Annotated in this window: 20 protein-coding genes; 8 read left to right on the plus strand and 12 right to left on the minus strand. The window is 66.5% G+C overall.

Annotation, left to right across the window (positions count from 1 at the left end; genetic code table 11):
* Positions 1-2 precede the first annotated feature (2 nt).
* The 3 genes from HWX09_RS25030 (at position 3) to HWX09_RS25040 (ending at position 1472) form a co-directional block, all read left to right on the plus strand.
* Positions 3-635, plus strand: coding sequence for a LysE family translocator (locus tag HWX09_RS25030; RefSeq protein ID WP_027782116.1), 633 nt, complete (start codon positions 3-5; stop codon positions 633-635).
* A gap of 284 nt (positions 636-919) precedes the next feature.
* Entirely contained in the window at positions 920-1198 is a 279-nt protein-coding gene (locus tag HWX09_RS25035; RefSeq protein ID WP_329601526.1) for a type II toxin-antitoxin system RelE/ParE family toxin, read from the plus strand.
* Positions 1185-1472, plus strand: coding sequence for a helix-turn-helix transcriptional regulator (locus HWX09_RS25040; protein ID WP_027782114.1), 288 nt, complete (start codon positions 1185-1187; stop codon positions 1470-1472). The genes HWX09_RS25035 and HWX09_RS25040 overlap by 14 nt, the downstream gene beginning before the upstream one ends.
* Before the next feature lie 45 nt (positions 1473-1517).
* Here HWX09_RS25040 and HWX09_RS25045 read toward each other — a convergent pair whose 3' ends face one another.
* The gene (locus HWX09_RS25045) at positions 1518-2087 is read right to left on the minus strand and encodes a hypothetical protein (RefSeq protein ID WP_027782113.1); all 570 of its coding nucleotides are present in this window, start codon (positions 2085-2087) and stop codon (positions 1518-1520) included.
* Positions 2088-2291: 204 nt separating this feature from the next.
* Positions 2292-2750, minus strand: coding sequence for an Lrp/AsnC family transcriptional regulator (locus HWX09_RS25050; protein WP_006486309.1), 459 nt, complete (start codon positions 2748-2750; stop codon positions 2292-2294).
* A gap of 125 nt (positions 2751-2875) precedes the next feature.
* Here HWX09_RS25050 and HWX09_RS25055 point away from each other — a divergent pair, with 125 nt between their 5' ends.
* The 3 genes from HWX09_RS25055 (at position 2876) to surE (ending at position 4874) form a co-directional block, all read left to right on the plus strand.
* Positions 2876-3613: an AzlC family ABC transporter permease gene (locus tag HWX09_RS25055; RefSeq protein WP_027782112.1), complete on the plus strand. Its 738-nt coding sequence runs from the start codon at positions 2876-2878 to the stop codon at positions 3611-3613.
* Positions 3606-3905, plus strand: a complete 300-nt coding sequence (locus HWX09_RS25060) for an AzlD family protein (RefSeq protein ID WP_027782111.1) — start codon at positions 3606-3608, stop codon at positions 3903-3905. The genes HWX09_RS25055 and HWX09_RS25060 overlap by 8 nt, the downstream gene beginning before the upstream one ends.
* 189 nt (positions 3906-4094) lie before the next feature.
* Positions 4095-4874 (plus strand): 5'/3'-nucleotidase SurE, encoded by a 780-nt coding sequence (surE, locus tag HWX09_RS25065; protein ID WP_027782110.1) that lies wholly within the window; start codon positions 4095-4097, stop codon positions 4872-4874.
* Between the two features lie 101 nt (positions 4875-4975).
* Here the strand turns inward: surE and HWX09_RS25070 are convergent, their stop codons facing one another.
* The 7 genes from HWX09_RS25070 to HWX09_RS25100 form a co-directional block, all read right to left on the minus strand.
* A complete protein-coding gene (locus HWX09_RS25070) occupies positions 4976-5797 on the minus strand; it encodes an SDR family oxidoreductase (RefSeq protein ID WP_027782109.1) in 822 nt (273 codons plus the stop codon).
* A gap of 184 nt (positions 5798-5981) precedes the next feature.
* Positions 5982-6269, minus strand: coding sequence for a PIN domain-containing protein (locus HWX09_RS25075; RefSeq protein WP_244135819.1), 288 nt, complete (start codon positions 6267-6269; stop codon positions 5982-5984).
* A gap of 129 nt (positions 6270-6398) precedes the next feature.
* Positions 6399-6617 carry a type II toxin-antitoxin system PrlF family antitoxin gene (locus HWX09_RS25080; protein WP_027782108.1) on the minus strand — a complete coding sequence of 73 codons (219 nt, stop codon included), beginning with the start codon at positions 6615-6617 and terminating at the stop codon, positions 6399-6401.
* Between the two features lie 337 nt (positions 6618-6954).
* Complete coding sequence (locus tag HWX09_RS25085; protein WP_027782107.1) at positions 6955-9621, minus strand: GH92 family glycosyl hydrolase; 2667 nt, start codon at positions 9619-9621, stop codon at positions 6955-6957.
* A gap of 98 nt (positions 9622-9719) precedes the next feature.
* Positions 9720-12176: a GH92 family glycosyl hydrolase gene (locus HWX09_RS25090; RefSeq protein WP_027782106.1), complete on the minus strand. Its 2457-nt coding sequence runs from the start codon at positions 12174-12176 to the stop codon at positions 9720-9722.
* Positions 12177-12497: 321 nt separating this feature from the next.
* Positions 12498-12965 carry a cupin domain-containing protein gene (locus tag HWX09_RS25095; protein WP_027782105.1) on the minus strand — a complete coding sequence of 156 codons (468 nt, stop codon included), beginning with the start codon at positions 12963-12965 and terminating at the stop codon, positions 12498-12500.
* Positions 12966-13085: 120 nt separating this feature from the next.
* A complete protein-coding gene (locus tag HWX09_RS25100; protein WP_027782104.1) occupies positions 13086-14309 on the minus strand; it encodes a Zn-dependent hydrolase in 1224 nt (407 codons plus the stop codon).
* 143 nt (positions 14310-14452) lie between these two features.
* On the opposite strand from HWX09_RS25100, the gene HWX09_RS25105 reads away from it, so the two are divergent.
* Positions 14453-15376, plus strand: coding sequence for a LysR substrate-binding domain-containing protein (locus tag HWX09_RS25105; protein WP_027782103.1), 924 nt, complete (start codon positions 14453-14455; stop codon positions 15374-15376).
* A gap of 3 nt (positions 15377-15379) precedes the next feature.
* On the opposite strand, the gene HWX09_RS25110 is transcribed toward HWX09_RS25105, so the two are convergent.
* The 3 genes from HWX09_RS25110 to HWX09_RS25120 all read right to left on the minus strand — a co-directional run bounded on the left by HWX09_RS25110 (position 15380) and on the right by HWX09_RS25120 (position 18112).
* A complete protein-coding gene (locus HWX09_RS25110) occupies positions 15380-16732 on the minus strand; it encodes a pyridoxal-dependent decarboxylase (protein WP_027782102.1) in 1353 nt (450 codons plus the stop codon).
* A gap of 20 nt (positions 16733-16752) precedes the next feature.
* A complete protein-coding gene (locus tag HWX09_RS25115) occupies positions 16753-17052 on the minus strand; it encodes a helix-turn-helix domain-containing protein (protein ID WP_027782101.1) in 300 nt (99 codons plus the stop codon).
* Between the two features lie 178 nt (positions 17053-17230).
* Entirely contained in the window at positions 17231-18112 is an 882-nt protein-coding gene (locus HWX09_RS25120) for a LysR family transcriptional regulator (RefSeq protein ID WP_027782100.1), read from the minus strand.
* A 127-nt stretch (positions 18113-18239) separates the two neighbouring features.
* Between HWX09_RS25120 and HWX09_RS25125 the strand changes: the two genes are divergently transcribed.
* Positions 18240-19277: an aldo/keto reductase gene (locus HWX09_RS25125; protein WP_027782099.1), complete on the plus strand. Its 1038-nt coding sequence runs from the start codon at positions 18240-18242 to the stop codon at positions 19275-19277.
* Positions 19278-19280 lie beyond the last annotated feature (3 nt).

Genomic DNA, 19280 nt, shown 5'->3' on the forward strand with positions numbered 1-19280 from the left:
CCGTGATCGACTTCTCCACGCTCGCACTGTTCTCCGGCGCCTGTCTCGCGCTGACCGCCACGCCCGGCCCCGACATGCTGCTGATCGCGTCCCGCAGCGTGAGCCAGGGCCGGCGCGCGGGCTTCGCGACGCTGGCGGGCATTCAGGCCGGCACCTACTGCCACGCGCTCGCGGCGGCGCTCGGGCTGTCGCAGCTCTTTGTCGCGGTGCCGATCGCCTACGACGCCGTGCGCTTCGCCGGCGCCGCGTATCTGCTGTATCTCGCGTGGAAGACGTTCCGCTCGGACGCGACCGCGCTGTCGCCCGTCGCATCGCAGCGCCGCCACTCGAGCACCGCGATCTTCCGTCAGGGCCTGACGACGAACCTGCTGAATCCGAAGATGGCGCTGTTCGTGCTCGCGCTGTTTCCGCAGTTCGTGCGGCCCGAACACGGCTCGATCGCCGTGCAGATCCTCGTGCTCGCGACGGTGCTCAACCTGATCGGGCTCGTCGTGAACGGCGCGGTGATTCTCTCCGCGAGCCGGCTGAGCCGGCGGATCGGCGCGTGCCGCCGTCCGTCGAAGCTGCCGCAATATCTGCTCGGCACTGTGTTCGTCGGTCTCGCCGCGCGGCTCGCGGTGGCGGGGCGGAACTGATCCTCTCCCCCTCCGACGTGCACGGACACGCCTGATACCCATTCGGACAACTGGTCGAATCAGCGGCGACGGCAAACAATCAGGCTCGTACACGATCAACGAAGCACCGGAGCAACGTCCCGCATTCCGGTGCATCCCGGTGCATCCCCTCCATCTGCCACGCTGCCCGCGCCACCGACGCGACGGCACTTCTTCTTGCATGGAGATAACATATTTGTTACTGTTCGGACCAGCGCCATGAAATCCGGTTCTTCAACGAGCGTGTCGAGGCAGGCATTTTTGCGTTGCCGAAGACGCTGACCGCCAGGTTCTTCGCACTCGCCGACCGTATGGAGCAATACGGCCCGAATCTGGGCGAGCCCCACACCAAGGCGATGGGCGACGGTTTGTTTGAAATGCGCCTCAAGGGCGCGAAGGGTATCGCTCGCGTGTTTTACTGCGCGGTCGTCAACCGGCAGATCGTCATGCGTCATTGCTTCGTGAAGAAAGCCCGGCAAACGCCGCAGAAAGAGCTGGATACCGCGCACCGCCGATTGAAGGAGGTTCGAGATGGCAACCTATAAGGCACTGCGCGAACGCGCATTGGCCGATCCGAAGGTTCGCGCCGAGTACGAACGGTTGAACCGGGAAGAATTCGCGTTGCTCGACGCGATGCTTGCCGCCCGGCGAGCCGCCGGTCTTTCGCAAGCCGATATTGCAGAGCGCATGGGAACGAAAGCGCCTGCCATCACGCGGCTCGAACGGTCCCTTGCAACCGGCCAGCATTCCCCGTCGATCGAAACGCTGCGCAAGTACGCCGCCGCTTGCGGCAAAAAACTCGTGATCTCTTTCGCCTGAATCGCCCGAAACCCGGACACGCATCAGCCGGCCTTCGGCGGCACTTCAGCGCGTCGCGCCCAGCGCCACGCGCAGCCGTTCCATCAGTTGCGTGTAATGCCGCAGCACGTCGTCCCTGGGCACGACATTCGCGGTCGCGAAACGCTCGGACCACGCCGGCTTCCATTCATACGAACCGTGCACGCTCCGGTCGCCGTCGGGCGCCTGGATCAGCGAGCGGATCCGCGCGTCGCGGCCCGGGCCCGTGTGCATGTCGAACAACGCGTGGATGTACGTGTGATACGCGTCGTACACGTCGTCGTCGAACAGGTAGCGATAGATGTGGAACGTGCGGTCGAGCTCGCGCTTCGCGCGGATCACGTCGTCCGGCGAGATGTCCTTCCAGTAGCCGATCCACGTGTAGAAGCACAGCAGCGCATTGAGCTGCGGCGCGACCGCATCGTACAGCGCGAGCCGCTTCTCGATCAGCCGCTGGTTGGTCCACTGCACGAGTTCGAGCCGCTTCAGCCGGCGCGCGACGAGCCAGCCGAGGCAGGCCACCGACAACGGCGTCAGCACGCCCAGCGTGAGCTTGACGATTTCCAGCGAATTCCACGGATCGTTGAATGGCTGCATGATTGGCCCGACAAGAAGAAATGCATCCGCACCGGCGCACACCGCCCGCGCGATCAGCCGATATTGACCGTTAGTTGCTTGCGCATCGAACGTCACACGACGAAACGGACAATACGTTCGAAGCGGCATGATTCGTCAGTTTAGCGGGCGATCGTCACCGGGTCGTGACCGTTCGTCGACCCGCCATCGCGCGCCCGTGCCGCGTCAGGTCGGCAGCGCCGACGTGAGCTTGACCTTCTGCATCGGAATGTCGGTCTTCACGCTGAGCACGCCTGGAATGCGCGTGAGGTATTCCATCTGGAAGCGCCGGTAATCGTCGATGTCGGCCGCGACGACGCGCAGCAGGAAATCGCAGTCGCCCGCCATCAGATGACACTCGACGACTTCCGGCATCTGCTGGACGGCCTCGGCGAAGCGATTCACGGATTCCGCGTCCTGCCCCTTCAGCCATACGCGCGTGAAGATCGTCAGCCCCTTGCCGACTTTCGCCGGGTTCAGCACGGCCACGTATTTCTCGATCACGCCCGCTTCCTCGAGCAGCCGCACGCGCCGCAGGCACGGCGACGGCGACAACCCGACCTCGTGCGCGAGTTCCACGTTCTGCATGCGGCCGTCGCGCTGGAGTGCGCTCAGGATCCGCCGGTCGATGGCGTCAAGTTTCATTTGGCATTGAATTCCAAAAAATCAGCAAATCACGCGTTCAATGCCAAATTCTCCGAAAGTTCTGGCCACAACGCAACCCGATTCGAGTCAAAAAAGCAGACAATCCCTCCCCCGAAGGAGGAGTAATGAGCAGTAGCGTTTCAACGTCGTCCGGGCTTCGCGACAAGCCCGCCCATATCGCCGAGATGGGTCGCGGATTGCGCGCGGCGCTGCCCGTCATGCTGGGTTTCGTGCCGTTCGCGTTGCTGCTGGGCGCGCAGGCCGCGCAAAAGGGGCTGAGCCTGTTCGAGGTGCCGATGATGACGGGCCTGAACTTCGGCGGCGGCTCCGAGTTCGCGGCGATCCATCTGTGGACGTCGCCGCCGCACATCGCGCTGATCGTCGCGATGTCGTTCCTCGTGAATTCGCGCCACATCCTGATGGGCGCCGCATTCGCGCCCTACCTCCGGCGCTTGCCGCGCCGCCGCGCGTTCGCCGCGCTGTTCTTCATGTGCGACGAAAGCTGGGCCATGGCGCTCGCCGATGCGCGCTCGCGCTCGGCCACGTACATCAGCGTCCCCTATTACGCGGGCATCTGTTCCGGGCTGTACCTGACGTGGATCTCGATGACGACGCTCGGCGCGGCAATCGGCCCAACGATCGGCAGCGTCGAGCAGTACGGCTTCGACATGGCGTTTACGGCCGTGTTTCTGGTGCTGCTGCGCGGCATGTGGAAAGGCATGCGCGCGAGCCGTCCGTGGTTTGTGAGCCTCGTCGTCGCGGCGGCCACGCACCTGGCCGTGCCGGGCGCGTGGTACGTCGCGGCCGGCGCATGCGCGGGACTGGTCGCCGCGCTGCTGTGGGAGCCGCGCGATGCTGCCTGATGTCGCGACGGTCGCGACCATCGTGCTGATGGCATCGACGACCTACCTGTCGCGCGTGCTCGGCTACGTGCTGCTGCGCAACCGCACGCTGAGCCCGCGAATGGCGTCGGTAATGGAGAACGTGCCGGGTTGCGTGCTGATTTCGGTGATCGCGCCGGCGTTCGTGTCGACGCGCCCGGCCGATCTGCTCGCGCTCACCGTCACGCTGATCGCGGCGACGCGCCTGTCGATCCTGCCGACCGTCATCGTCGGCGTCGTGTCGGCCGGCTTGCTGCGGCATCTGCTCGGCTGAACGGTTCCGGCCGGCCATACCGGCAACACACTCCCCCACACGACGAACGGGCGCGCGATGCGCCCGCTTCATGCTCGCGCCGACCGGCATCACGGGCGCGACACGACGATCCTCGCGCCGGAGTGCTAGCCTTGTGGCTTGCGCCATGCCGCACTCCCCTCTCATTGCCCCTTCGCGAGGATCGTCCCGATGCAAGCAACCCGCCCGCTGTTCGACCGTGTCCTGCTCACCAACGACGACGGATTCGACGCTCCCGGCTTTGAAATACTCGAACAGGTCGCCACGCAACTCGCGCGCGAAGTGTGGATCGTCGCGCCCGCGGAAGACCAGAGCGGCACGTCGCATTCGCTGAGCCTGCACGAACCGCTGCGCGTGCATCGCAAGGGCGAACGCCGCTTCGCGGTGCGCGGCACGCCCGGCGATTGCGTCGCGATCGCGGTCAGCCACCTGATGAAGGGCGCGCGGCCCGACGTCGTGCTGTCCGGCGTGAATCGCGGCGCGAACCTCGGCACCGAAACGGTGTTTTCCGGCACGGTCGGCGCCGCGATGACGAGCATGCTGGTCGGCGTGCCGGCCATCGCGCTGAGCCAGGCATTCGCCGATCGCAACGCGGTGCCGTGGAACACGGCGCTCGCGCATGCGCCGGACGTCATCCGCCAGCTCGTCGCCGCCGGCTGGGACAGCGATGCATGCCTCAACGTGAATTTCCCGGCGCGGCCGGCCGAGGACGTACGCGGCCTGAAAGTGACGAGCCAGGGCGCCGGCACGCTGCAGGGCGTCGAGATCGTATCGGGACGCGATCCGCGCGACATCGAGTATCACTGGCTGAAGCTCGCGCGCGCGCCGCGCGACGACGATGCGAATTCGGAAACGGTTGCGCTGGCCGAAGGGTATATCGCGGTCACGCCGCTGAAGTTCGAGCGCACGCACGATCAGGCGCTCGCGCGGCTGCGGTCGAACCTTGGCTGATCGCGCATGCCGGAACGCGGCCTCGGCGGTTGCGCGTGTGATGGCTGCGCGCCGCTGCCCGGCTGCATCGCCGCATCACGGTGCCAAGCCGCCCAGCGGCGTCACGTCAGGTTCACTCCCCCGTCGAGCATCACGATCTCGCCCGTCACGTAATCGGACGCGACGAGCATCGCGACCATGTGCGCGATATCGTCCGGCGTCGCCGCGCGGCGCATCGGCGCGCGCTCGCGCCAGAGCTGCTGCGCCTCCGTCCAGTCGGCGGTCAGCGGCGTATCGACGAGCCCCGGCGCGACCGCGTTGACGCGAATCGCCGGCGCGAGCGTGCGCGCCAGCAGCCGCGTCGTGTGATTGAGCGCGGCCTTCGCGGCCGCATACGGAATCGACGCGCCCTTGGGCCGCACGCCGGCGTGCGAGCTGACGTTCACGACGCAACCGGGCCGCCCGTGCGATGCTGCTTCGCGCAGCGCGGCCTCCGCTTCGGCGACGAGCCGGAACGGCGCGATCACGTTGATCTCGTGCATCTCGCGCCACACGTCGGGCGTAGCCGCCGCGAGGTCGTCATGCGGAATCACGCGGCTGACGCCCGCGTTGTTGACGAGCACGTCGAGGCGCCCGTACGCCGCAAGCGCATCGCGGATCAGCCGCGCGCGCTCCGCATCGTCCGCGAGATCGGCCTGCACATAAGCCCCGCCGAGTTCGCTCGCCATTGCGCGCCCGGTGTCGGCCGAACTGCGCGAATGCAGGATCACCGCGTAGCCGTCGGCCGCCAGACGACGTGCGACCGCCGCGCCGATTCCCGACGTCGAGCCGGTGACGAGCGCGACCGGTCGGTGCACGCGCGACGCGCGCGGCTCGGCGACGGCTTCGGTTTCGGGGGCCGTTTCGGCAATCGGGGAAGACATCGGCGGGAGCGGCGCGTCCATGGCGTGGAACCCAGTTAGTGGCGTTCCCGCATCATAAGCGCGACGACGCAACTGGACACGAACGTGATGGCGACAACGACAAGATCACATCCACGAAGGACCTCAAAGGACGCTCTAGTAGAACCGCTCTGCCTATTGCGACTCTAAGCGACGTACAGCCGACATCATCGCAATCCTGCAAGACTCACAGCAACTGCGCTCGCCCCGCACCAAGAATTTCGGCGCCAGGCAACCGTGCAGCACGCTCGTCGAACGTGAGTAGAGGTGCCCGACCAGCTGCACTAGCCTGACCGACGTGCAGGCAGTCTGCGAAATCCCCGCCATGCTCGCGATACATGTGCAGCGCACGTTCAAGCGCCCACTCCGCTTCAAAACTCAGTTCCCGCGTCTCGAGCAGTGCCGCGAGTGCAGTCAGGATCTGCTGGCGGTCGAATTTATAGCGCGATCGCAGAACCAATTCGAGTTCGAGCATTACGGCTACCGGTATGTAGAATGCGTCCGCTTGTCCAGCCGAAGCGGCAAACAGCTCACGGACACGCGACTTGGTCAACGTCGTCATTAGTCAACCAACGCACCAGAATGTTTGTAGCAAGACTGGGCATCAAGCGTCGCCGATCCGCATGGCATCCATTGGCACACTTGTGATCGACGGTAGGGCACCCTGCAAATCAAGCAGGCTGCGGGTTTTGGCGCGCAAAATGACCGTACCGTCATCCCGTGGTGTAAAGACAATCCGCACGCCTGCGGCGAGACTAAGCGCACGCCGGATGCCGGCCGGCAATGTAAGTTGTCCCTTGCTGGTAAGTGTGGCTTCGAACATGGCATCTCCTTACTTTTCAATTAATTGTAAGGCATTGCCTCTATCCGCAATACGCGGTAGTGGCGAGCGACAGGCAAACCGGCCAAGGCGTGAAGCCGCTGCTGACCGCCCCGCTCGGAGCCCGCGTGACGGCGAGTCAGTCAGCTTGATACGCCCCCAAATAGCGAAGCCGCATAGTTGAGCGCGAGCGGCGCGATGGTGTCGACACTTGGCCTGCGGCCAGTTGCGGTGAACGTTCCCCGTACAGGTAGCGGCCGCCTTGTTCTGCTGCCCGTCATCTCGCCTGGCTCGGCGTACTGCCGGAATCAAGGCGACCTTGTTACGGCGTCTCTGCCGACTAGTTGGTCAACGCCAGCGCCGGCGCGAGCGCACTGTTGGGATCCTGGCCGTTCCACTGGCCGACCCATGCATCGTTCGGCGTCGAGCCCATCACGAAATCGAGCTTGCCGCCGGCCTTCATCTCGTCATAGGTGATGTAGGGCCGGTGCAGCGGCGTGCCGTTCAGGCTGACCGACTGAACATAGCGATTGACCGACGACGGTGCGCCGCCGCTGGCCGTATGCGCGGTCACCGTGAAGCGCCGCGACGCGCCGAACTTCATTGCATTGCCGCCCCCGCCGCCGGACGCGACCGGAATGTCGACCGTCGCTTCCTCGAACAGCGGCGTGCCGAGGTAAAACACGCCGCCCACCGGATTGAGCGAATAGATGCCGAGCGCGGACAGCACGTACCACGCGGACAACTGGCCGCAATCGTCGTTGCCGGGAATCGCCGCGTTCCGCACGCGCCGCGGATCGTTCAGCGCGGCCTTCAGGCTGTCGCCGCTCAGCAATGCACGGTCGCCGGCCGTCAGCGTCAGCGAGTACATGTCGTCCATCACCGTGCGAACCCGGTCCTGCGTCTTCGACGGCATGCCCGCGACGTCGTACAGGTACGGCAGGTGGTTCGCCGGCTCGTTCCCCGCGAAGAACTGGCCGCTGCGGCCGGTCAGGTCCGGAAAGCCCTGGTTGTCGAGAAAGGTCAGCGGGTTGGCCGGATCGAACGTGCGGTCGAGTTGCGCGATGAACTGGCTCTTGCCGCCCAGCAACGCAACGAGCCCCGGAAAGTCGTGGAAGATGTTCCACGTATCGACCCATGAGTTCGATTCGGAGAAGTCCGTTTTCTCGGCGGCCGTCGGATCGAAGCCGGCCACCCAGTTGCCCTGCCCGTCCTTCGGCTGCGCGAACTTCCAGCCGTTGTTCGGCGCCGGGTTGAAGACGTTCCGGTAATTCCGGCTCCGTTGCAGGTAAGGCCGGTAGTCGGCCGTGCTCTTGCCGGCCGCCTTGCCGACCGCGGCCGTCGCCCAGTCGTCGAACGAATAGTCCTGCGTGGTCGACACGGACGCGTTGTCGCCGGCGAACACGTATCCGCTCTGCCGGTACTGGTCGAAGCCGTGCGCACTCGCGCTTTGCGTGGCCGTCAATGCGGTCCAGATGTCGTCGATGCCCGCGCTCGTCAGGTGCTTCAGATACGCATCCGCGATCATCGGGATCGACGGGTGGCCGGCCATCGTAAAGGTTTCGGTTTGCGCGAGCGGCCACACCGGCAGTTCGCCCTTGCCGTTCTGCCTGAACTGCGTCAGCAGCGACTTGACCCAGCCGTCGACGCGCTCGGGCTGCACCAGCGTCATCAACGGCGACTCGGCGCGGAAGGTATCCCACAGCGAGAACGTCGACGAATAGTCGAAACCCGGATTCGCATGCTTGCTCGTCGTGGGCGGCGACGTCGCGCCGTCGTTGGTCGAATCCGTGCCGACGTAGCTGCCGTCCGCGTTGTTGTAGACCGTCGGCGCGAGCATCGTGCGATACAGCGACGTGTAGAACATCGTCCGCTGGTCGGCGCTGCCGCCCTTGATCCGCACCCGGTCGAGCGCGGCGGTCCACACGCGCTCGGCCGAGCCGCGCACCTGATCGAACGTCTTCGCGCCGACTTCCGACGCGAGATTCGCTTGCGCATCCGCGACGCTCGACGGCGAGATGCCGACCTTCACCGTGACCGCGCCGCCGGCATCGTTCCCGTCGGCGGCGAACGTCAGGTAGGCCGTGTAGCCGTCCGCGCTGAACGCGACGTTCTTCGTATCGAACGGCTTCGAGAAACGCGCGACGAAATACGTCGGTTTGTTGTTCGCCCAGTTGTTCGTGATCTCCCATCCGGCGATCGTCTGCGCATCGACGATCTGGATCTTGCCGCTGGCGGTCGAGCCGCCGATCGGCTTGTCGATGCTCACGATCATGCTGCGCTGCTGGCCCGCCGCGCTCGGGAAATACGTGTAGCGGTGCACGCCCGCGTGCGTGGTGGCCGTCATTTCGGCGAGGATTTTCGCGCCCTGCACGTTCCACGGCGTGTTGCCGCTGCCGGTGGGCGACATCCGCACGCGGTAGTAGCCGGGGCTCGCGCTTTCGTCGTCGTGGCTGAACGATGCGTCGTACGTGATCGACGCGTCGGCGGCGACCTTGGCCAGCGTTGCCTTGTCCACGGGCGCAAGCGTCGGCAGGAACCGCACTTCGCCGCCGGAGCCGATGCCGGTGCCCGACAGGTGCGTATGCGTGAAGCCGGTGATGAACGGATCGTCGTACTGATAGCCCGACGTGCGATCCCAGTTCCACGGCAGTGTATGCGCGCCGCCGGTCGTGTCCGGCCCGAGCTGGACCATGCCGAACGGCACGGTCGCCCCGGGGTAGACGTGGCCGTGGCCGCGCACGCCGCTGCTCCAGTCCGCGTTGATGTCGAGATTCGCCGTGCCGATCATCGGATCGACGCTGCGCAGCACCGACCGCTTGCCCGAGCCGCCGTTGCCGCCCTGATCGTTCTGATCGCCCTGGTCATTCTGGTCGCCTTGCGACGATCCCGCTCCGGCCGCGCCCGACACCTGCGCCAGCGCGCTCGCATCCGTCGAACCCTGATCGCCCCCGCAACCCGACAGCACGGCAAGGCACCCGATACCCACCACATGACGTAGCTTCATTCGTTCGTCCCCCTCTCTCCGCGTCGATCCTGTTGGCAAGAACCGCTCGTTGAACTGCCTCCGTCCGTCACCACCGTTTCGATGTGTTTCGCCTCTTATCAACGGCTTTGGGTCGCTACCGGGAACGACGGCATCGCGGACGCGTCGGTGCCCCATGTCGTCGCGGCCGCATCGGCCGTCATCGCGTACGACAGCGCGCCGCCCTTCGCGATCCTGTCGAGCGGCAACCAGGCGGTCGGCCAGGATGCGCCGTTCAGCTTCAGCGACTTGACGTAGAACGACGCGGTGTCGGCAGAGCCCGCGCCCGGTGCGGCGATCCGCAGCAGACGGTAGCTGCCGTCCATTTGCCCGACGCGCACGTCGATCTTCTCGAACTGCGGGCTCGACACCGCAACGCCGCTCACGCCCGGCACGACCGGATACAGGCCGAGCGCGGCCCACACGTACCACCCCGAGATCGCGCCGAGATCGTCGTTGCCGGGCAGCCCCGCCGCGCCGGTGCCGAACTCGTTCGCGAGCGACGCGTGCAGCACCTGCTGCGTACGGGACGGCGCACCGGCCCACGCATAGGTCCACGGCACGGCCATCGTCACTTCGTTGCCGACATAGAAATACGGCTGCACGGTGCCGATGTTCAGATGCGTGAAGAACGTATCGAGCCGCTTGACGACCGACGCGGCGCCGCCCGCCTGCGCGATCACACCGGCGAGATCGTGCGGCACGTACCACGTGTACTGCTCGGAATTGCCTTCCATGAAACCGGAGCCGTCGACGACCCACGCACCGGCCGACGTCTTCGGCTGAATCGCGCCCTGATCGAACAGGTTCCGCCAGTTGCCGCTCGACTTCAGCAGCGTGCCGGCCGTCGCGGTATCGCCAAGCGCCGTCGCAAAGCGCGACACCGCGAAATCGCGCAGCGCGTATTCGAGCGTGTTCGATGCGGTCTGGTTGTCGCCGTTGCCCGACGACGGCACATAGCCGAGCCGGTCGTAGTCCGCGCGGCTGCTCATCACCGGCGTGCCTGCGCACGCGGCGCCCGGCGCCGTGCCGTGCTTCATGATCGACAGCGCGCGCTGCGTGTCGAAGTTCGTCGCGCCGAACGCATACGCGTTCGCGGCGACGATCGAACCCGCATCGCCCGGCATCACGGCCGTCTCCGTATTGAAGTACGCCCAGCGCGGGAACGCACCGCACGCGGTCGCATCGAGCACGAGCGACTGCACGATGTCGCTGGTCCGCACCGGATCGAGCAGGGCCTGAAGCTGCATGAACGAGCGGTCGATGTCCCAGCCGGAGAAGTTCGCGTACATCGTGCGGCCCCGTTCGACCTGACGCGTCGGCGCGGTCGATGTGCCGTTCGACGTGTAGAAATCCGGATACTGGCCGTTCACGTCGTTGAACACGTTCGGGTGCAGCGACGCGTGATACAGCGCGGTGTAGAACTTCGTCTTGTCGGCGTCGCTGCCGCCCGTCACCTGGATCGCGTTCAGGCGCGCGTTCCATGCGGCGCTCGCCGCGTGGCGCACCTTGTCGAAATTCCAGCCGGCGCGGCCATGCGCGGCGGCGCCCGGATTTTCCGCATCGAGGTTCGCCTTCGCATTCGCTTCGCTGACGAACGAGATGCCGAGCTTCATCATCACCGCCGGGTGCTGCTTGTCGACCGCGAACGTGACGGCGAGCGGACGATTGGCGGCCAGCGTCGGCTTCGCCGCGAACGGCTGGCTGAATTCCGCGTAGTAGTAGACGGGCACCGCATGCCCGGCCCAGCAGAAGCCGCTGCCCGCGATCGTGCCGGACAGCGCGCGGTCGCCGACCTGCGTCACCGTATCCGCGGTCACGCCCTGCGAGCGATTGTTCTGCACGGTCGGATCGATCGCGATCGTCGCCTGCTGGCCCTGTGCGAGCGCCGGATACGTAAAGCGGGCGAAGCCGGTGCGCAGCGTGGTGGTCAGCTCGGCCCTGATGCCGTTGCCGAGCGTGACGCCGTAATAGCCGGCCTGCGCGGTTTCGTTTGCGTGGCTGAAGCTGGCCGGCGTGCCGGCGTCGCCGGGCGCAAGCTGCGGCATCACGTTCAGGTAGCCGCCGTTCGCCCAGCAGCCCGTGCCGCTCAGATGCAGGATGCTGAATGCGTCGATCGACGTGTCGCCGTACCAGTAGCCGCCGGAGAAACCGGAGCCGTCGCCCTTGCGGCTGTCGTATTGCGCGGTCGGCGTCATCGGGCTCCATTGCATCATCCCGAACGGGACCGTCGGCCCCGGGAACGTGCCGCCGCCCAGCCCCGAGCCGACCGGGTCGGCCGGCTGGTCGGTGGCGTAGTCGGTGCCGATCAACGGATTGACGTACTGGACGACGCGGATGTCCGCGTTCTTCCTCGGTGCGCCGTTGCCATCGCTGTTGTCGTTACCGCTGCTGTTGCCGTTGCCCTGCGCCTGCGCGGCGGCGGACATGTTTGCGGCCGCGGCCGATGGCGATGGCGAATCCGCATCGCCGCCGCACGACGTCACGGCCACGCACAACGCCAGCAGCGCCGTTCCCAACCCCCAGTTTCTCGACATTGCCTGTCTCCGTATCGTTCTTCAATCAAGCCATTGATTCGAACTACTGAGTTTTAAATCAGGAACCTTTTCGCGCCTTGCCGCTTGCCCGGTCCATCGGTCGAAAATCCCGGGTGCGTGTATTTATTTCCGCATTCGGCTACCTGGAAAAAGTCGCGCCGGCATGTCGAAATACCGGTGCCCAGGAACGGACAATGAGCACAAGCGTGCCCAAATAAACGCGATTTCTCTACCCCGTGTTTTTACGAATTTTTATTTTGTTTATCTAAACAAATAACGTTATAACGAGTTTTACGCGATTTTTAGAGAATCCAGTCCGGCTCATGGCTGTTTCGGCAGATCGACAAACTCCTCGAGTTCCCCGGCCACGTAAAGCCGCTTGCCGATTCTCGGGTATTCGCACACGTCGTGCTCGAGCCGCTGCCCGACGACGATCAGTTCGAGCGGCACGTTGCCCGTGTTCTGCAGCGTGTGCGCTTCGCCGCCGCGCGCGAAGCCCAGGAAATCGCCGGGCCCGACGTCGTAAGGGCATTCGCCGATCGTCACCGTGCCCGTGCCGGACAGCACGTACACGCACTCTTCCTCGTACAGGTGACGGTGGTATTCGGCCGATTCGTGGCCGGGCATCAGCGTGAGCAGGTGGAAGCCGAACTGCGTCAGGCCGGTCAGGTCGCTGAGCGGTCTTTTGAGTCGGACGGCATTGGGATTCAGCGAATGCACCGCGCGCGTCGGTTCCATCTTCGCGATATCGGCAGCCTTCAGCAATTCCCGGGGAGGAGTAATCGACATGGGGGCTCTCGTTGGCGTGACTGCATCGGTTGAACGCGCCGCCCGCGCGGCGCGCGTAGCGGCTATTGTCCGACATTTTCACGCCTGCAACGGTGCGCCGGGTACCGCCATGCGGCGCGGCTAGCGCGCGCAATCGGCCAGCAGGTTCGCGAACACCGACGCGCCTTGCGCGAGGTGCACCGGATCGGCATCTTCCGCCTCGTTGTGGCTCAGTCCGGCCTTGCACGGCACGAACACCATCGCAGCCGGCGCGACATACGACAGGTTCACCGCATCGTGCCCCGCGCCGCTGCACATTTCCAGATACGGATAGCCGGCGGCGGCCGTCGCCTGCCGCACGCGCGCGACGCACTCGGCATCGAACACCACCGGCTCGTATTCGGCGATGGTCTGCACCTGCACGCTGGTGCCGCGCAATGCGGTGCGTTGCAGGCAGATCGCCTCGATGTCGGCGACGAGCTGCCGCAGCGCCGGCCGCGACGGGTGGCGCACGTCGACGCTGAACCTGACCTTGCCGGGTATCGTGCTCGGCGAGTTCGGCTGGCACGCGACATGCCCCACGGTGACACGCGCATCGGCATCGGACCCGTGACCGTGCTCGACGATCGCGGCGATCATCGCGGCCGCCGCGCCCATCGCGTCGCGGCGCACGCTCATCGGCGTCGTGCCGGCATGCGATTCGAAGCCCGTCACCGTGACGTCGAGTTCGTAGATGCCCTGCACGCCGGTCACGACACCGATCGGCACGCCGGCCTGCTCCAGCACCGGCCCCTGTTCGATATGCGCTTCGAAATAGGCTTTCGGCATCTGTCGTTCGCGCTCGCGGCCGGCGAAGCCGGTGCGCTCGAGTTCGTGGCCGAGCAGCACGCCCGTCTGCATGCACGGCCGGGCCAGTGCGGTTTCCAGTTCCAGCGTGCCGGCATAGACGGCCGAGCCCATCATGCCCGGCGTGAAGCGCGAACCCTCTTCATTGGTCCATGCCACGACGTCGATCGGGTGGCGGGTCGCGATGCCGTGCTCGTTCAGCGTGCGAATCGCCTCGAGGCCCGCGAGCACGCCATAGACGCCGTCGAAACGACCGCCGAGCGGCTGCGTATCGAGATGACTGCCGCACATCACGGCCGGCGCGTCGGGCTGCGTGCCCGGCCGGCGCGCGAACACGTTGCCGATCGGATCGATGCGGATGGTGCAACCGGCTTCCTCGCACCAGCGGATGAAACGGCGCCGGCCCAGCACGTCGTCGTCGCTCAGCGCGAGCCGGCAGCTGCCGCCGTGCGCGGTCGCGCCGATCGCCGCCATGTCCATCAGCGAATCCCACAGCCTTTGCTGGTTAACGAGAATCATTGTGGCCGCTCCGGAAAAGCACCGAGCATATACACTCAATCCGACAAGAAAAATCCAATATTTCGTTGCAGACGATAAATTTTCCTTGTCATCCGGTGTTCCGCCCGGAACCCGGCGCTGCCCTCCCGATCGGTCGTTCGCCCATGAAACTCAAGCAGCTCGATGCCTTTCTCGCGGTCGCCGAGCATCGAACCATCCGTGGCGCGGCCCGCGCGCTCGGCGTCACGCAACCGGCCGTCAGCAGCATCGTGCGCGAACTCGAACTCGAGTTGGACGTGCCGCTCGTCATGCGCAGCGTCAAGGGGATCGCCCTGACCGACTACGGCAGTGCGTTTGCGATTCGCGCTCGCCTGATCGTCGAGGAAATCCAGCGCACGCGCGACGAGATCGAGCAGTTGCGGCTGGGCACGACCGGATCGGTATCGATCGCGGTCAGCCCGACCGTCGCGCTGACCATCCTGCCGCGTGCGTTCGATGCATTCGCGCACGATCTGCCCGGCGCGACCGTGAACGTCGACGATGCGCTGACCGCGACGGATCTCGCGCGGCTGCGCGACGGCTCGCTCGATTTCATTGTCACGCATCAACTGTCGAACGCGATGCCGGACACCGACGAATTCGCCAGCATTCCGTTGTTCCGGACGGCGTTCGCGGTCGTGGCAAGAAACCGGCATCGGCTCGCACGCGCCCGCTCGTTGCGCGAGCTGACCGAGGCTCGATGGTGCGTGCCGCGCTACGGAGAAGGCGGCGACGATCTGATCCGCTCGATCTTCACGCCGTTCGGCATCGACATGCCGAAGCGAGTGATCCACTGCCCGTCGTTTGCCGCGACGCTGGGGCTCGTATCGCAGACGGATGCGCTCGGCGTATTCGCCCGGCCGCTCGCCGACGTCGAGCACAAGTCGCGCGGAATCGTCGCATTGAATCTCGTCGAGCCGCTGCCGGCCTTGACGGTCGCGATCGTGATGCGGCGGCATGCGTTGCTGACGCCGGCCGCGCTGCATTTCATCGAATGCCTGAAGACGGCATCCGCAACCGTCGCCGGCAAGGACGACGGTGAATGTTGATCGTCAGCGCACGTGCACGCCGCGCAACGCCGTCAGCAACGCGACGAGGCGATCGATGTGCACGTCTTCCGTGCGCCACGACGACACGCTGATCCGGAACGCCGGTCGCCCCTGCCACACGGTCGTGCCGAACCACACGTCGCCCGACGCCTGTGCCGCTTCGACGATCGCCGCCGTTTCCTCGTCGGTGCCGGCGCGCACGAGCACCTGGTTCAGCACGACACGGTTCAGCACGTCGTAGCCGGCCGCACGCAGGCCGTCCGCGACGCGCGCCGCCTGTGCGCAATGCCGCTCGACCATCGTCGCCACGCCGGCGCGGCCGAGCGAGCGCAGCGCGGCCCACACGGGAATGCCGCGCGCGCGTCGCGAGAATTCGAGGTTCAGGTTCTTCTGCGCGTCGTGCGCGCCGCTCAGGTAGACGGCGTCGCTGTTCATCGCGGTCGCGAGCGCGGCGGCGTCGCGGCAGATCACCATCGCGCCGTCGTACGGCGTGTTGAGCCACTTGTGGCCGTCGGTCGTCCAGCTGTCAGCGCCGTCGATGCCGTCCGTCAGCGCGCGCTTCGACGACGCGCGTGCCCACAGGCCGAACGCGCCGTCCACGTGCACCCACGCGCCGGCCGCCTTCGCGGGCGGAATCAATGCCGCGAACGGATCGAATTCGCCGGTGTTCACTTCGCCGGCCTGCACGCAGAAGATGGTCATGTCGTCGAGCGGCGGCAACTGCGCCGGGTCGATCCGGCCATGCGTATCGACCGGCGCGACGACGATGCGCTTCATCCCGAAGCCGAGCACGCGCAGCGCCTTCTTCACCGTGATGTGTGCGAGCGCGGAGATCACGACTTTCACTTCCGGCGCGCCGATCAGCCCATCCTCGTCGATATCCCAGCCCTTGCGCGCGAGCAGCGCGCGCCGCGCGGCCACCAGCGCGACGAGCGTACACGCCGTCGCGCTCGTGCCGAACCCGACCGCGCTGCCTTCGGGCAGCCCGAGCGCATCGACGACCCAACGCGCGGCCTGGCGCTCGAGCGTCGCCGCCACCGGCGAATTCGCATACGACGACGCGCACTGGTCCCACGCGAGCATCAGCCGCTCGGCCGCCGCCGCGGCCGGCAGCGTCGCGCCGATCACGAAGCCGAAGTAGTTCGGGCCGTTCGATGCGACCGTCGCGGGCGTGCCGCGCTCGTCCAGCAGGCGCAGCACGTCGTCGGCCGGGCGGCCCGCATCGGGCAGCGGTTCGTCGAACGCGGCGAGACCGGCCAGCGCGGCCGCGTCGGGAAACGCGCGCCGCTCGTTCGTTGCGGCCAGATACGCATGCGCGCGTCGGTCGGCGTCGGCCAGCAGTGCAAGTTCGTCCATGTCGGTTGCCTCGGTGGGAGTCAGAGTTGCGAGAGATCGCGGCCGAGCCGCTGCAGCGCGCCGTCGATCCGTTTGTAGTACGTGAACTTGCCGACGCGGGTAGCCTGCACGAGCCCGGCATCCGCGAGGATGCGCATGTGGCGCGTGGTCGTGGCCGGCGCGATGCCGAGCTTCTCGGTGATGTACGTGCAGCACACGCCGAGTTCATCGACGTCGCCGTGCGGCTGCGGCGGGAAATGCTTGCGCGGCTGCTTGAGCCAGCGCATCACGGCCAGACGGCTTTCGTTGGCCAGTGCGCTGATGCGGATGACGTCGTCCATGGGTGCCGGTTTCGTTTGACGTTTTGAATATTAGCTAAATGACGAAATGTGGGCAACGGGTTTGAACGGCGGTTTCGGCCCGCAATGCCGCGCGCCGTTGCGCACCATCGCGCATTCGATGCAATCGCAGTGGGGCCGGCGTCGCAACGTCTCGCAGCCGCGCGCGGGCAACGCGCTTTTACGCCAGCGCCTGCACGAGGCTATCGATCAACGCCCGCACGCGCCGCGGCTGCGCGACACTCGCCGGATAGACGATCTGCAGATCCACGTCGCCCGGCGAGAACGCGCCGAGCACCTCGACGAGCGCGCCCGACGCCAGATCCCGCTCGACGTCGACCAGCGACTTCAGCGCGACGCCGTGCCCCGCGATGCACCACGCACGCACGAGCGCGCCGTCGTTGGCGACGCGCCGCCCGCGCACCACCACGCGCTTCAACGTGCCATCGATGCTGAACGGCCATTCGGCATACAGCTCCTGGCCGAAGCGCATCACGATGCAGTCGTGCACGGCGAGATCGTCCGGATGCATTGGCCTGCCATGCGCGGCGAGATACGCAGGCGACGCACACACCACGCGCCGCGCCCGACCGAGCGAACGGCTGCGCAGCGAACTGTCGGCCAGCGTGCCGCGGCGGATCGCGAAATCGAGCCCTTGTCCGACGAGATCGACGTAGCCGTCGCCGAGATGCAGGTCGACCGTGACGCCCGGATGTTCGGCCAGGAACGCGTCGACAACGGGCACGACACGCTCGCGCCCGAGATCGGCCGGCGCACTGAGCCGCACCGGCCCCGACAGCGTCTGTACGCCCAGCCGCACCCGGCTTTCGAGTTCGTCGGCCTCGGCCAGCAGGCGTCGCGCACCGTCCGCGAGCGTGCGCCCCTCGTCGGTCAGGCTGATCGCGCGCGTCGTACGCGTGAGCAGCGCCGCGCCGTAGTGGCGTTCGAGCGCCGTCAGCCGCTCGGACACCGTGGCCGGCGACAGGCCGACCTCGCGGCCCGCCGCGGCCAGCCCGCCCTTCTCCACGATGCGCAGGAACAGCGCGAGGTTGTCGAGCAGCATTGTTCGCCCTTACCGAAGGATATTTTCGACATCTTCCTGATTATCAGGAAAAGTCGCAAACGGTACATTGGCTGCCTGACGATCGACATGCGGTCCCGCACCGGTCACACGACGAAAGGAAACGCACATGGAATACCGTACGCTCGGCCGCTCCGGCCTCAAGGTTCCCGTCCTGAGCTTCGGCGCCGGTACCTTCGGCGGCACCGGGCCGCTGTTCGGCGCATGGGGCAATACCGGCGTCGACGAAGCGCGCCGCCTGATCGATATCTGCCTCGAAGCCGGCGTCAACCTGTTCGACACGGCGGACGTATATTCCGACGGCGCGTCCGAGCGCGTGCTCGGCGCCGCGCTCAAGGGGCGCCGCGACCGGGTGCTGATCTCGACGAAGACCGGCCTGCCGACCGGCGACGGCCCGAACGACGCGGGCACGTCGCGCGCGCGGCTGGTGCGCGCCGTCGACGATGCGCTGCGCCGCCTCGACACCGACTACATCGACCTGCTGCAACTGCACGCGTTCGACGCCGGCACGCCGGTCGAGGAAGTGATGTCGACGCTCGACGATCTGGTGCGCGCGGGCAAGCTCCGCTATATCGGCGTGTCGAACTTCGCCGGCTGGCAGATCATGAAGTCGCTCGCGGCGGCCGACCGGCACGGCTGGTCGCGCTACGTGGCGAATCAGGTCTACTACTCGCTCGTCGGCCGCGACTACGAGTGGGACCTGATGCCGCTCGGCGCCGACCAGGGCCTCGGGGCACTCGTGTGGAGCCCGTTAGGGTGGGGCCGGCTCACCGGCAAGATCCGGCGCAATGCGCCGCTGCCCGAAGGCAGCCGCCTGCATGAAACGGCCAGCTACGGGCCGCCGGTCGACGACGAACGCCTGTACGACGTGGTCGATGCGCTCGACGCGATCGCGGAGGAAACGGGCAAGATGGTGCCGCAGATCGCGCTGAACTGGCTGCTGCAGCGACCGACCGTATCGTCGGTGATCGTCGGCGCGCGCAACGAGGAACAGTTGCGGCAGAACCTCGGCGCGGTGGGTTGGGCGCTGACCGATGCGCAGGTCGCGAAGCTCGATGCGGCGAGCGCGGTGGCAGCGCCTTATCCGTACTTTCCGTATCGCCGACAGGAGGCGTTCGCGCGGCTCAATCCGCCGATGCGGGGCTGACGC

The sequence above is a fragment of the Burkholderia sp. BCC1208 genome, assembly GCF_902833095.1.
GTDB lineage: Bacteria > Pseudomonadota > Gammaproteobacteria > Burkholderiales > Burkholderiaceae > Burkholderia.

What these genes read in the sequence shown, in the direction of transcription:
- HWX09_RS25040 (WP_027782114.1), top strand. Translation starts at nt 1,185, where the DNA reads ATGGCAACCTATAAGGCACTGCGCGAACGCGCATTGGCCGATCCGAAG.
- HWX09_RS25045 (WP_027782113.1), bottom strand. Translation starts at nt 2,087, where the DNA reads ATGCAGCCATTCAACGATCCGTGGAATTCGCTGGAAATCGTCAAGCTC.
- HWX09_RS25050 (WP_006486309.1), bottom strand. Translation starts at nt 2,750, where the DNA reads ATGAAACTTGACGCCATCGACCGGCGGATCCTGAGCGCACTCCAGCGC.
- HWX09_RS25055 (WP_027782112.1), top strand. Translation starts at nt 2,876, where the DNA reads ATGAGCAGTAGCGTTTCAACGTCGTCCGGGCTTCGCGACAAGCCCGCC.
- surE (WP_027782110.1), top strand. Translation starts at nt 4,095, where the DNA reads ATGCAAGCAACCCGCCCGCTGTTCGACCGTGTCCTGCTCACCAACGAC.
- HWX09_RS25070 (WP_027782109.1), bottom strand. Translation starts at nt 5,797, where the DNA reads ATGGACGCGCCGCTCCCGCCGATGTCTTCCCCGATTGCCGAAACGGCC.
- HWX09_RS25075 (WP_244135819.1), bottom strand. Translation starts at nt 6,269, where the DNA reads ATGCTCGAACTCGAATTGGTTCTGCGATCGCGCTATAAATTCGACCGC.
- HWX09_RS25080 (WP_027782108.1), bottom strand. Translation starts at nt 6,617, where the DNA reads ATGTTCGAAGCCACACTTACCAGCAAGGGACAACTTACATTGCCGGCC.
- HWX09_RS25085 (WP_027782107.1), bottom strand. Translation starts at nt 9,621, where the DNA reads ATGAAGCTACGTCATGTGGTGGGTATCGGGTGCCTTGCCGTGCTGTCG.
- HWX09_RS25090 (WP_027782106.1), bottom strand. Translation starts at nt 12,176, where the DNA reads ATGTCGAGAAACTGGGGGTTGGGAACGGCGCTGCTGGCGTTGTGCGTG.
- HWX09_RS25095 (WP_027782105.1), bottom strand. Translation starts at nt 12,965, where the DNA reads ATGTCGATTACTCCTCCCCGGGAATTGCTGAAGGCTGCCGATATCGCG.
- HWX09_RS25100 (WP_027782104.1), bottom strand. Translation starts at nt 14,309, where the DNA reads ATGATTCTCGTTAACCAGCAAAGGCTGTGGGATTCGCTGATGGACATG.
- HWX09_RS25105 (WP_027782103.1), top strand. Translation starts at nt 14,453, where the DNA reads ATGAAACTCAAGCAGCTCGATGCCTTTCTCGCGGTCGCCGAGCATCGA.
- HWX09_RS25110 (WP_027782102.1), bottom strand. Translation starts at nt 16,732, where the DNA reads ATGGACGAACTTGCACTGCTGGCCGACGCCGACCGACGCGCGCATGCG.
- HWX09_RS25115 (WP_027782101.1), bottom strand. Translation starts at nt 17,052, where the DNA reads ATGGACGACGTCATCCGCATCAGCGCACTGGCCAACGAAAGCCGTCTG.
- HWX09_RS25120 (WP_027782100.1), bottom strand. Translation starts at nt 18,112, where the DNA reads ATGCTGCTCGACAACCTCGCGCTGTTCCTGCGCATCGTGGAGAAGGGC.
- HWX09_RS25125 (WP_027782099.1), top strand. Translation starts at nt 18,240, where the DNA reads ATGGAATACCGTACGCTCGGCCGCTCCGGCCTCAAGGTTCCCGTCCTG.